General features: G+C 39.1%; 13 protein-coding genes. 3 read left to right on the forward strand and 10 right to left on the reverse strand.

Annotated features, from left to right (window positions below; translation table 11 throughout):
- Nucleotides 1-13: 13 nt before the first annotated feature.
- From I6E70_RS11135 to sdhC, 4 genes are read right to left on the reverse strand one after another with little or no spacing between them, the layout of a single operon-like run.
- A complete protein-coding gene (locus tag I6E70_RS11135; RefSeq protein WP_007375751.1) occupies nt 14-730 on the reverse strand; it encodes a succinate dehydrogenase iron-sulfur subunit in 717 nt (238 codons plus the stop codon).
- Between the two features lie 10 nt (nt 731-740).
- On the reverse strand, nt 741-2513 hold the full coding sequence (gene sdhA, locus I6E70_RS11140; protein ID WP_007375750.1) for a succinate dehydrogenase flavoprotein subunit: 1773 nt from the start codon (nt 2511-2513) through the stop codon (nt 741-743).
- On the reverse strand, nt 2514-2861 hold the full coding sequence (sdhD, locus tag I6E70_RS11145; RefSeq protein ID WP_007586873.1) for a succinate dehydrogenase, hydrophobic membrane anchor protein: 348 nt from the start codon (nt 2859-2861) through the stop codon (nt 2514-2516).
- Complete coding sequence (gene sdhC / locus I6E70_RS11150; protein ID WP_076914908.1) at nt 2852-3229, reverse strand: succinate dehydrogenase, cytochrome b556 subunit; 378 nt, start codon at nt 3227-3229, stop codon at nt 2852-2854. Before sdhC ends, sdhD begins: the two co-directional genes overlap by 10 nt.
- 420 nt (nt 3230-3649) lie before the next feature.
- On the opposite strand from sdhC, the gene I6E70_RS11155 reads away from it, so the two are divergent.
- The 3 genes from I6E70_RS11155 (at nt 3650) to I6E70_RS11165 (ending at nt 6728) form a co-directional block, all read left to right on the forward strand.
- On the forward strand, nt 3650-4936 hold the full coding sequence (locus I6E70_RS11155) for a citrate synthase (protein WP_007586875.1): 1287 nt from the start codon (nt 3650-3652) through the stop codon (nt 4934-4936).
- A 115-nt stretch (nt 4937-5051) separates the two neighbouring features.
- Nucleotides 5052-6278, forward strand: a complete 1227-nt coding sequence (locus I6E70_RS11160; RefSeq protein WP_010552671.1) for a SufS family cysteine desulfurase — start codon at nt 5052-5054, stop codon at nt 6276-6278.
- A gap of 33 nt (nt 6279-6311) precedes the next feature.
- Nucleotides 6312-6728, forward strand: coding sequence for a SufE family protein (locus I6E70_RS11165; protein ID WP_007586879.1), 417 nt, complete (start codon nt 6312-6314; stop codon nt 6726-6728).
- A 6-nt stretch (nt 6729-6734) separates the two neighbouring features.
- Here I6E70_RS11165 and tcdA read toward each other — a convergent pair whose 3' ends face one another.
- From tcdA to msbA, 6 genes are read right to left on the reverse strand one after another with little or no spacing between them, the layout of a single operon-like run.
- A complete protein-coding gene (tcdA, locus tag I6E70_RS11170) occupies nt 6735-7532 on the reverse strand; it encodes a tRNA cyclic N6-threonylcarbamoyladenosine(37) synthase TcdA (RefSeq protein ID WP_197188719.1) in 798 nt (265 codons plus the stop codon).
- Entirely contained in the window at nt 7533-8213 is a 681-nt protein-coding gene (locus I6E70_RS11175; protein WP_024604817.1) for a TIGR01621 family pseudouridine synthase, read from the reverse strand.
- A complete protein-coding gene (gene kdsB, locus I6E70_RS11180; protein ID WP_197102985.1) occupies nt 8210-8971 on the reverse strand; it encodes a 3-deoxy-manno-octulosonate cytidylyltransferase in 762 nt (253 codons plus the stop codon). Before kdsB ends, I6E70_RS11175 begins: the two co-directional genes overlap by 4 nt.
- Nucleotides 8959-9156, reverse strand: a complete 198-nt coding sequence (locus tag I6E70_RS11185; protein WP_002961789.1) for a Trm112 family protein — start codon at nt 9154-9156, stop codon at nt 8959-8961. The genes kdsB and I6E70_RS11185 overlap by 13 nt, the downstream gene beginning before the upstream one ends.
- The gene (gene lpxK, locus I6E70_RS11190; RefSeq protein WP_197188720.1) at nt 9146-10126 is read right to left on the reverse strand and encodes a tetraacyldisaccharide 4'-kinase; all 981 of its coding nucleotides are present in this window, start codon (nt 10124-10126) and stop codon (nt 9146-9148) included. Before lpxK ends, I6E70_RS11185 begins: the two co-directional genes overlap by 11 nt.
- Complete coding sequence (gene msbA / locus I6E70_RS11195) at nt 10123-11868, reverse strand: lipid A export permease/ATP-binding protein MsbA (RefSeq protein WP_033027175.1); 1746 nt, start codon at nt 11866-11868, stop codon at nt 10123-10125. Before msbA ends, lpxK begins: the two co-directional genes overlap by 4 nt.
- Nucleotides 11869-11912: the final 44 nt, after the last annotated feature.

Raw genomic sequence — 11912 nt, forward strand, 5'->3', positions numbered from 1 at the left:
CTTTACTAAGCTATCAAACCGCTCGGTTTAGTAACATAGATTTGATTTGTCCAATTGCTTTGGTCGGATTAAGACCCTTAGGACAAACGCTAACACAGTTCATGATACTGTGACAACGGAACACACTGAACGCATCGTCTAAATCCGCTAAACGTTCTTCAGTTGCTGTATCTCGGCTATCAGCCAAGAAACGGTAAGCATGAAGAAGGCCTGCTGGACCAATGAACTTGTCTGGATTCCACCAGAACGAAGGACACGATGTTGAACAACATGCACACAAAATACACTCATAAAGCCCATCTAATTTATCACGTTCTTCAATAGTTTGAAGACGTTCGCCTGCTGCAGGCTGATCATTAATTAAATAAGGTTTAACTTTTTCGTACTGAGTGTAGAACTGACTCATGTCAATAACAAGGTCACGAACCACAGGTAAACCTGGTAATGGACGTACTACGATTTTACCTTTGCCATTTTTTTGTAGCGTAGATAAAGGAGTAATACATGCTAAACCATTTTTACCATTCATGTTAACACCATCAGATCCACACACACCTTCACGGCATGAACGACGGAAAGATAATGTAGGATCTTGTTCTTTTAAAAGAATAAGTGCATCCAACACCATCATGTCGTGACCTTCTTCTGTTTGCAAGGTGTATTCTTGCATACGAGGAGCGTTGTCAACATCTGGATTATAACGATAAACTGAAAATTGTACTTGTGCCATCGTCTATCTCCTAGTAAACACGTGCTTTAGGTGGGAAAGCTTCACGCGTTTTAGGCGCATAGTTTACATCACGCTTGCTCATTTCATCCGTTACAGGATTGAATACTGAGTGACATAACCAGTTTTCGTCATCACGATCTGGGTAGTCAAAGCGAGAATGTGCACCACGGCTTTCTGTACGGAAGTTTGCAGCTACTGCAGTCGAGTAAGCTGTTTCCATTAAGTTGTCTAGTTCAAGACATTCGATACGCTGCGTATTGAAGTCTGATGATTTATCATCAAGACGAGCATGTTGCAGACGTTCGCGAATTTCTTTAAGTTCTTGAAGACCTGCAGCCATTGAGTCACCTTCACGGAATACCGAGAAGTTAAGCTGCATACATTGTTGTAGGTCTTTTTTGATTTGAACTGGATCTTCACCTTGGCCAGCCGTTGAATTTTCCCAACGATTGTAACGTGCAAGAGACGCTTCTAAGTCTGATTCTGAAGCAGCTTTAGATATTTCAACGTCATTTAGGTACTTACCTAAGAAGTTACCCGCAGCACGACCAAACACAACTAAATCAAGTAATGAGTTACCACCTAAGCGGTTTGCACCGTGTACAGATACACATGCAATCTCACCTACTGCAAATAAACCTTGAACTACTGTTTCGTTGCCTTGAGCATCGATTTGTAGCGCTTGTCCATTTACATTAGTAGGAACACCACCCATCATATAATGACAAGTTGGAATTACTGGAATTGGCTCTTTTGCAGGGTCAACATGAGCAAATGTTTTAGCAAGGTCACATACGCCTGGAAGACGTAAGTTAAGTGTTTCTTCACCCAAATGGTCAAGTTTTAACTTAAGATGTGGACCCCAAGGACCATCACAACCACGACCTTCACGGATTTCAGTCATCATTGAACGTGCAACAACGTCGCGAGACGCTAAGTCTTTTGCGTTTGGTGCGTAACGTTCCATGAAGCGTTCGCCATCTTTATTTAAAAGATAACCGCCTTCACCACGACAACCTTCAGTTACTAGCGTACCAGCACCTGCGATACCCGTTGGGTGGAACTGCCACATTTCCATGTCTTGCATAGAAATACCAGCACGTGTTGCCATACCAACACCGTCACCAGTGTTAATGTGAGCATTAGTGGTTGATGCGAATATACGACCTGCACCACCAGTAGCTAATACAACAGCTTTAGATTTGAAGAAGGTAACTTCACCTGTCTCAATCTCAATTGCAGTACACCCTACTACATCACCATTATCGTTTTTAACTAAATCAAGTGCATACCATTCAGAGAATACATTTGTTTTGTTTTTAACGTTTTGTTGATATAGAAGGTGTAATAAAGCATGACCAGTACGGTCAGCAGCTGCTGCAGTACGCGCGGCTTGTTCACCACCAAAGTTTTTCGATTGACCACCGAAAGGACGTTGGTAAACACGGCCATTTTCAAAACGAGAAAATGGTAAACCCATGTTTTCTAATTCGGTAATAGCTTCTGGGCCAGTTTGACACATGTATTCAATAGCGTCTTGGTCACCGATAAAATCGGAACCTTTAACGGTATCGTACATATGCCATTCCCAGTTATCTTCGTGTGAATTACCAAGCGCAACCGTAATACCGCCTTGAGCAGATACAGTGTGTGAGCGCGTTGGGAATACTTTAGATATTAATGCACACGTTTTGCCAGATTCTGTAATTGCTAAAGCAGCGCGCATACCTGCACCACCTGCACCAATTACTACGGCGTCAAATTCACGAACAGAATATTTCACTTAAACACCCCATAATACGATTAGACCAATAGCTACGTAAGCAACGGCCATTAGGTTTAATACAAAACCTAAAACTGCACGAAGCTTTGCGCACTTAACATAGTCTGTAAGAACTTGCCAAAGGCCAATGCGGGTATGAACCATAATGCAAACAAGGGTAATTAACGTAAACCCTTTCATTGCTAGGTTAGAGAAGAGGCCTGTCCAGGCTTCGAAAGTGACTTCTGGCGTCGCTAAAAAATAGCCTATAATAAAAATCGCGTAAGCGCTGATTATTAATGCCGTGGTACGTAAAGATACGAAATCTTGTACACCATCACGTTTTAGAGTTGCTTGATTTAAAACCATATCCACACCCCTGCCAATACGGCAAACACAACACCAAGAGCCATTGAAACTTTAGCGCTGAGGTTACCTGATTCAAGTTCTTCCCAATGTCCCATATCCATAATCATATGACGGATACCACCAATAAGGTGATAACCTAATACAGAAACAGTGCCCCAAGCTATAAATTTGGCAATGAATCCGTTAAACAGACCCTTGACGAATTCAAAACTTTCAGCTGAAGAGAGAGACTCAGACCAAGCCCAAATGACAAACGTTAAAGCAAAAAATAATGCAACACCGGTGACGCGGTGAAAAATTGAAGCTTTAGCCGTTGCCGGCATAGATATAGTTGTTAGATCTAGATTTACAGGTCTTTGCTTTTTCACAGTTACTTGCCCATCTTTGCTCACAGTGGAGCTCATCTACTTGTTTTTCTAAAAACCCACCAAATATTACTGATGGAACTATCAAAATAAACGTACCAAAACAATTAAAGTTCACAAACCTGTAAATTTTAAGCTGTTAAGAATATGTTTACCCAAATACAATACGGTTTAAAACCACCGTTAGTATATATACCCACAGGGCTTTTTACAATTCTTGTTTATTTAGAGATGTTTGCGAATTAGCCAATAGTATTATATTTAATTAATACCGAATATTTATTATACATATATGCATAATGTTTATAAAAATTGACTTTAACCCCCTCTTTCACGTTAAAATGAGAAGATGTGCTTAAAACAGATTTCAGAACTTTAAAATCTAAAAATCAGAATAGATATCTTAATAGGAGATACATAACGATGGCAGATAAAAAAGCCACAGTCCAAATTGATGGACTAGATCCAATCGAACTTCCAATTTATCAAGGCACTGCTGGCCAAGATGTAATCGACGTACGTACGTTAGGTTCACACGGTCACTTTACTTATGACCCAGGTTTCATGTCGACTGGTTCTTGTGAATCTGCAATCACCTATATTGATGGTGGTAAAGGTGTACTACTTCACCGTGGTTACCCAATTGAGCAATTAGCTGAAGACTCAAATTACATTGAACTTTGTTACTTACTTTTAAATGGTGAGTTACCTTCTAAAGAACAATATGAAGTTTTTAAGAATGAAATCACTACAAGCACTATGCTTGACGAGAAGATTGCTAACTTTTTCCAAGGTTTCCGCTTTGACGCTCACCCAATGGCAATGCTTTGTGGCGTAGTAGGTGCATTATCATCTTTCTATCATGAAGACCTTGATATTACTGATGCTGAACAACGTAAAACAAGCGCAGTTAAGCTTGTTGCTAAGTTACCAACAATCGCGGCAATGGCTTATAAAACAAATATCGGCCAACCGTTTGTATACCCACGTAACGATTTAAGCTACGCAGAAAACTTCTTACACATGATGTTCTCTGTACCTGCTGAAGAATATAAAGTTAATCCAGTAACTGCAAAAGCGATGGATAAAATCTTTATGCTTCATGCAGATCATGAACAAAATGCATCAACTTCAACAGTTCGTCTTGCTGGTTCATCTGGTGCTAACCCGTATGCATGTATTGCAGCTGGTATTGCATCTTTATGGGGCCCTGCTCACGGCGGCGCTAATGAAGCATGTTTAAACATGTTAGAAGAGATTGGCTCTGTTGACCGTATTGATGAATACGTAGCTAAAGCTAAAGATAAAGCTGACCCGTTCCGCCTTATGGGCTTTGGACACCGTGTTTACAAAAACTTTGACCCACGCGCTACAGTAATGCGTCAAACGTGTCACGAAGTTTTAGCTGAGCTGAATATCCAAGATCCACTTCTTGATATTGCTATGAAGCTTGAGCAAATTGCGCTTGAAGACCCATACTTTGTAGAGAAAAAACTATACCCTAATGTAGATTTCTACTCTGGTATTATCTTAAAAGCGATTGGTATTCCAACAAGCATGTTCACTGTAATCTTTGCAATGGCACGTACTGTTGGTTGGATCACTCACTGGGATGAGATGCTATCTCAACCTGGTCATAAGATCAGCCGTCCTCGTCAACTTTATACTGGTTACACTCAACGTGACTACGTATCAACTGACAAGCGTTAATTAACGTTGGTTAGTTTAAAAAGGCCGCATTTTGCGGCCTTTTTTATTAACAACACTTGAGAATTATCATAAACCGATTACAATTCCTGCCTTAAAAACACTATGTAGATGAGCCATGCTTGCTTTAAAGTTTGATATAAACAAAATTAGAAACGACTTCCCAACATTAAATCAAACAATAAACGGCTGCCCGCTTGTTTATTTAGACTCAGCAGCAACCTCACAAAAGCCTCAATCAGTTATAGATACAATTACTGAATTCTATACGTTTCAAAACGCTAATGTACACCGTGGACGCCATACACTTAGCGAGCAAGCAACTTATGCATATGAACAAGTACGGGATAAAACTGCAGAGTATTTCAATGTATTTAGTAAAGAGATTGTATGGACTAAAGGCGCTACAGAAGCCATTAACTTGGTCGCTAACGGATTAAAAAAGCGCTTAAATGAAAGTCATACCATAATGATATCTCCGCTTGAGCATCATGCAAACATAGTGCCTTGGCAAATAGTGAGTCAACAAACGGGTGCTAAATTAATAGCGCTTCCACTAAATAAAAATGGCACGCTGAACACCAAAGAATGCTGTGAATTTATAAAAGAAACAAAACCTACCCTATTAGCTATTACACAAGCATCTAACACACTGGGTAATATCACCGATTTAAAACCACTTATTAGAGCTGCAAAAGACGTCAATTCTCTTGTTCTAGTGGATGGTGCACAGGGTGCACTGCATTTAAAACCCGATTTACGTGAATTAAACTGTGACTTTTATGTCTGCTCAAGCCATAAAATGCTCGGTCCAACAGGATTAGGTGTACTTTATGGTCGATATGAGCAATTAAATACCCTTGAGATTTACCAATCAGGTGGGGAAATGATCGATAAAGTGTACTTAACTCACAGTACTTATCGTCCTGCGCCTGCAAAATTTGAAACTGGAACACCAAATATCTCTGGAGTTTTAGGCTTTGGTGCCGCATTAGACTATTTAAATGAATTAGATCACGCAAAAATCCAGCAATATGAGCAAAAATTGTTTAGTTATGCCGCTCAAAAATTGGTAAAGGTTGATGGTATTACAATATATAGCAACCTATCTGACAATATTGGTACACTCTGTTTCAACTTAAATGATGAACATCCTTATGATTTGGCAACTTTACTTGACGGGTACGGGGTTGCAGTAAGGAGTGGACACCATTGTACACAGCCATTAATGACACATTTAGGGCTTAATGGAACGCTAAGAGCGAGCTTTTGTTTTTATAATACCTATGAAGATGTAGATATATTCATTGATTCACTTAAAAAATGTATCGCTTTACTGGACTAAACGTCACTTTAATAGAATTAATTAGGATAACTCATGACAAATACGTTTAACAAAGTCACAGAATCTATAAAAAATGCGCCCGCTTGGCAGCAAAAATATCGTGAGATAATGCTTTTAGGAAAAACTTTACCTGTTTTAGCTGATGTTTTGAAAACTGATGATGCACTTGTACCAGGCTGTGAAAGCAAAGTATGGATGTTTGTTGAATTTGATTTAACAGAAAATACACTTGTTGTAATTGGTGACTCAGATACACGTATAGTAAAAGGATTATTAGCCATTATTTTAGCGCTTTACAATGGCCTCACACCAGAGCAAGTAGTGAATAAAAATGCGTATGAAGAATTTGAAAAGCTCGGCCTTATAAGCCACTTAAGCGCATCACGTGGTAATGGTATTAAAGCCATGGTTGATAAAATACAAACCATGGCACAACAAAAGCTTAGTTAGCAAAAACTAAGCTTGCGAGCGTTGTTTTTTATCTAGATATTTACGCACTGCTTTTGCCGCAACAAAAAAGCCAAAGCTTCCTGTGATCATAGTCACAGATCCAAAACCATTATTACAATCCATATTCATCGAGCCATCAGCACTTTGCTTTGCATGACATACACTGCCATCGCTTCCTGGGTAAACCAGTTGCTCTGTTGAGTAAACACAATCAATATTAAACTTACGTTTAGGATTATTACTAAAATTATACTGCTTACGCAAAATATAACGTACTTTTGCAAGCAATGGGTCTTGCGTAGTTTTAGCTACATCACCAAAAGTTATTTGGCTAGGATCTGTTTGCCCGCCAGCACCACCAGTTGTAATTATAGGTAGTTTATTACGTTTACAGTGAGCAATTAATGCTGCTTTTTCTTTAACTGCATCAATACAATCAATTACATAATCAAAACCTTGAATATGCTCTTGAATATTATCAAGTGTAATAAAATCATCTATCACATTAATTTGGCACTGTGGGTTAATAAGCTCGCAACGTGCTTTCATTGCATCGACTTTAGCTTGACCAATAGTGCCCGTTAACGCATGAATTTGCCTATTTACGTTAGTGGCGCAAATGTCATCCAAATCAATCAATGTTATTTTACCCAAGCCTGTGCGCGCAAGCGCTTCAGCTGCCCAGCTTCCTACACCACCAATACCTACTACACAAAAGTGTGCTTCTTGAAGCCAATCAAATTGTTGATGACCATACAAGCGCTTAATTCCGCCAAAACGTATATCTGTAACTTTTTCGCTCATTTACCAATCCAGTTGCCATGGCGACTGCCATGCTTGAAAATCTTGATGTTTAATTAACGCCAAATACTCATCACCATTATCGGGTAATAAAGTTAGCTGTATTTGTTCACCTAGCCATAAAAAGCTCAATGCATATGCATGTAAATAGGTACGATTTGATGGCGTGCCTGAATACATTGCATCGCCTAAAATAGCAGAGCCAATACTTTTTAGTGCCACTCTTAATTGATGCGTCTTTCCTGAATAAGGCTTTAAAATATACCCTCTAAATCCCGGCTTATAACTCAGCGAATAAAATCGGGTGATTGCAGGGTTAAGCTTACTCGTTAGTAACTTAAACGAGCCACGGCGAGATTTAGCCATATCGCCTTTAATCCAACCTTGCTTCTTTTTTGGTTTAGCGTCACTAATCGCTAAATAAAATTTAGCAATCGCATGCTCAGTAAACATAACAGTAAAGCTGGCCGCAGCGGCTTTGTTTCGCGCTAAAATAATCAGCCCTGATGTCACTTTATCTAAACGATGAACGGCATAAAGCTTTTGCGCTAATTGTTGTTCGGCTAACACAACAAAGCCGGGGCCCTCTTCCGAATGAAAATTAAGACCCGCTGGCTTTTCTAAAATATAAAAATCGTTATGTGTAAAAACGATTTTTAATATTTTACTTACTTGTTCACTCACGCGCTTGTACTTTTAATATGCGCTATCACTTTCGCTAAGTCATCGGGCGTATCGACACCTGCATGAGGGGCTATTTGAGCTTGTTCTATTTTGATTTTATAACCATGATACAACACACGTAACTGCTCAAGCGATTCAAGTAGCTCAAGTGGCGATACGCTCAATTCTATATATTGTTTAATAAAACCCGCTCTGTACGCATAAATACCTACGTGGCGCTGAAATGGCGCTAAATTAAGAGCACTGCTGTCATTCATCATTGTGCTTCTATCAAACGGAATACTTGCACGAGAAAAATACAGCGCATTTTTATTTATATCGCTAACCACTTTAACGGCATTAGGATTAAATACTTCATCACGCTCTTCAATAGCAACACTTAACGTTGCCATTGGTGCTGTTGAATCACTTAATAGTGCAGCAACTTGGGATACATTTTCTGGCGCAAGTAAGGGCTCATCGCCTTGTACATTAACCACAATTGTATTGCTGTCGAGATCAAGTAAATCAACTACTTCGGCTAAACGCTCAGTACCCGATTGGTGATCTTCGCGAGTCATTACAACATCACTAGTAAATAAACTTACTGCATCAAACACTTTTTGATGATCGGTTGCTATAACCACTTTACTTGCACCTGATAAACATGCTTTTTCGTAAACATGTTGAACCATTGGCTTACCGCAAATATCAGCAAGCGGCTTACCAGGTAGTCGGGTTGATGCAAAACGTGCAGGAATTACAACTACGAATTCCACTTTTCAACCTCTTCTAAAGATAACTCACGTGCTTCGTTTTCAAGCAATACTGGAATATCATCTTGAACGGGGTAAGCAAGCTTAGCTGCAGTACTAATTAGTTCGTTGTTTTCTCTATCAAAGCGTAATTTACCCTTACAAACTGGGCAGGCAATTATCTCGAGTAATTTTGTATCAAAGGCCATTGAGTATTCCTTTTTCTTTTAATAATGAATTTAATGTGTTTATTACGCTATCGGAAGGCTCTGCATCTACAGGTAAATAATACCAATTAGGTTTTGCAAAGGACTTACATTTAACCGCGTCTTTTTCGGTCATTATAATGCAATCATCACCAAACTGAATAAAATCATCTGCTGTATAAGCATAATGATCTCTAAAATGATGAGTCGACAATAGCTTAATATTTTGTGCTTCTAATGAGTTTTCAAACCGTTTAGGGTTCCCAATTGCACTTATTGCATGTGCCTCGCTTACGTTACTTTTTGCATCATCACTTGAATTAACTAAGCGAAGGTTACTTACTTGCAGCACGTAGCTATTATTAGCCTCACCGCCATTTTCAATTACTATATCAACACTTTGTAAGCGTTTAGTTGTTTCGCGTAGTGGCCCTGCGGGCATAACAAAACCATTGCCAAAGCGGCGTTCACTATCAACAATACAACACTCAATGCTACGAGGCATTTTATAATGCTGCATCCCATCATCAGAAATAATGACATCTAGCGTATAATTTTTTTCTAATAAATCGATATTGTGTTGTCTATTAGGGCCAACAGCTATTGGGCACTTTAAACGATGGTATAAAAGTACAGGCTCATCTCCAGCCTGTTGGGCGTCAACAACTGAAGTGACTAACAGCGGGTAATTATCTGATTGCCCACCATAACCTCTACTAATAATACCCACTGATAAACCTTGCTCGGTCAGATACTCATACAACCACAAAACAAAAGGTGTTTTACCATTGCCGCCTACGCTTATATTGCCGACTACAATAACAGGCGTTTTGCACTCAAAAGGTTTAAGTATTTTAGCGCTGTACAAGAGTTTTAGAAATGCCGATACAACCCAAAACAAAGCACTTAATGGTAATAACAATAAAGTAATTAGACCAAATGGTTTATACCAGCTTTGCTCTATTTTGCTCACGCCTGATCACCAAACTGCATTTTGCAAAGTGCTGAATAAGTACCGTCATTTGCTAATAAGCTACTATGATCGCCACTTTCTATCACACGACCGTTATCAATAACATAAATTCGGTCACTGTTTTCAATAGTAGATAAGCGATGTGCTATAACAATAGAGGTTTTATCTTTCATTAGCGTTTCTAACGCTTGCTGAATAAGCTTTTCAGATTCGGTATCAAGTGCTGACGTTGCCTCATCTAAAATCAAAATAGGTGCATCTTTTAATATTGCACGCGCTATCGCTATTCGCTGGCGTTGACCACCTGAGAGCATTACCCCATTTTCGCCTACCATGGTGTTTAATTGCTCTGGCAGGTCTTTAACAAATTCCCACACGTGCGCTTGTTTGGCAACTTGTTCTAACTCTTCAACAGACACATCGTGCTTTATGCCATAACAAATATTATTGGCAATCGTATCGTTAAATAACACAACTTGCTGAGACACTAAAGCAAATTGGCGACGCAAATCTGTTAATTTATAATCCTGCAGTGCTATGCCATCAAGTAATATTTCACTCGGTAGTTCTAAATCATAATAGCGGGGTAACAAGTTAGAAATTGTGGACTTACCTGAGCCTGAGCGCCCAACTAAAGCAATACTTTCACCCGCCTCAATCGTTAGCGACAAATCGTTTAATACGGCTTCATCTTTCGTTGGGTACTTAAAGGTTACGTTCTTAACTTCAATTAAACCTTTAACTTTATCAACCGAAACAGTGCCTGTATCTTTTTCCATTTCTTCGTCTAAAACTAAAAATATACTTTGCGCTGCAGAGATACCACGTTGCATATCACTATTCACATTGGCAAGTTGTTTTAGCGGACGCAGTAACATCATCATTGAGGCAATTAATGCCATGAAGTCACCAGATGTAATCGTATCAATCATTGATGGCAACGACACCGCCCACAAAATAACTGCCATGGCACTTGCCGCTAAAATTTGAATTATAGACACACTAAGCGCTTTAGTTGCGTCCATTTTGATACGTTGCTGACGATTATGATTATTAATTTTCGAGAAGTGATTAATCTCTTGATCTTGACCACCAAAACCATGAATAACTTTATGTCCGCTCAGCATTTGTTCTGAGCTACGGGTAACTTGTCCCATGGCAGATTGAATGTTTTTAGAAATGTGGCGAAAACGTTTAGAGACGACGGCGACAATAATAGCAACAAGTGGGATGATCACTAAAAATATCAGTGATAGTTGCCAACTGGTATAGAACATTACCGCAAGTAAAAATACAACAAACGCCCCTTCACGTACAACAATAAGTAACGCTTTAGTAATTGCTTGTTGAACTTGCTCTGTATCAAATGTGATTTTTGAAATTAAATCTCCCGTTGAGTTTTTGTCATGAAAAGAAACGGGTAAGTGCAATATGTGCTCAAATAACTCTTGGCGTAAAGAACGTACAACTTGGGAGCCTACATAACTTAAGCAGTAGGAAGACATAAAGTTAAAAACACCACGCCCTAGAACTAACGCGATAACGACAAAAGGAGCGTACTTTAAAACTTCTGTATTACGCTGGTTCAAACCTTGATCAATAAACGGCTTCATTAATTGAATAAATAAAGCATCCATTGCTGAATAGCCTATCATCCCAATAATTGCGACAAATGCGACGCTTTTGTAGGTGCCAACATATGAGACAAGACGTTTATAAATTTGTGTAGTACTTTGATCCATAACACTCTCTAAATACAGTAACAATCTGTATTGTATCCTCCGAT

Source organism: Pseudoalteromonas sp. NGC95 (assembly GCF_015864705.1).
Lineage (GTDB): Bacteria > Pseudomonadota > Gammaproteobacteria > Enterobacterales > Alteromonadaceae > Pseudoalteromonas > Pseudoalteromonas arctica.

What these genes read in the sequence shown, in the direction of transcription:
- tcdA (WP_197188719.1), bottom strand. Translation starts at nt 7,532, where the DNA reads ATGAGCGAAAAAGTTACAGATATACGTTTTGGCGGAATTAAGCGCTTG.
- msbA (WP_033027175.1), bottom strand. Translation starts at nt 11,868, where the DNA reads ATGGATCAAAGTACTACACAAATTTATAAACGTCTTGTCTCATATGTT.
- sdhD (WP_007586873.1), bottom strand. Translation starts at nt 2,861, where the DNA reads ATGGTTTTAAATCAAGCAACTCTAAAACGTGATGGTGTACAAGATTTC.
- I6E70_RS11160 (WP_010552671.1), top strand. Translation starts at nt 5,052, where the DNA reads ATGCTTGCTTTAAAGTTTGATATAAACAAAATTAGAAACGACTTCCCA.
- I6E70_RS11155 (WP_007586875.1), top strand. Translation starts at nt 3,650, where the DNA reads ATGGCAGATAAAAAAGCCACAGTCCAAATTGATGGACTAGATCCAATC.
- I6E70_RS11185 (WP_002961789.1), bottom strand. Translation starts at nt 9,156, where the DNA reads ATGGCCTTTGATACAAAATTACTCGAGATAATTGCCTGCCCAGTTTGT.
- I6E70_RS11135 (WP_007375751.1), bottom strand. Translation starts at nt 730, where the DNA reads ATGGCACAAGTACAATTTTCAGTTTATCGTTATAATCCAGATGTTGAC.
- I6E70_RS11165 (WP_007586879.1), top strand. Translation starts at nt 6,312, where the DNA reads ATGACAAATACGTTTAACAAAGTCACAGAATCTATAAAAAATGCGCCC.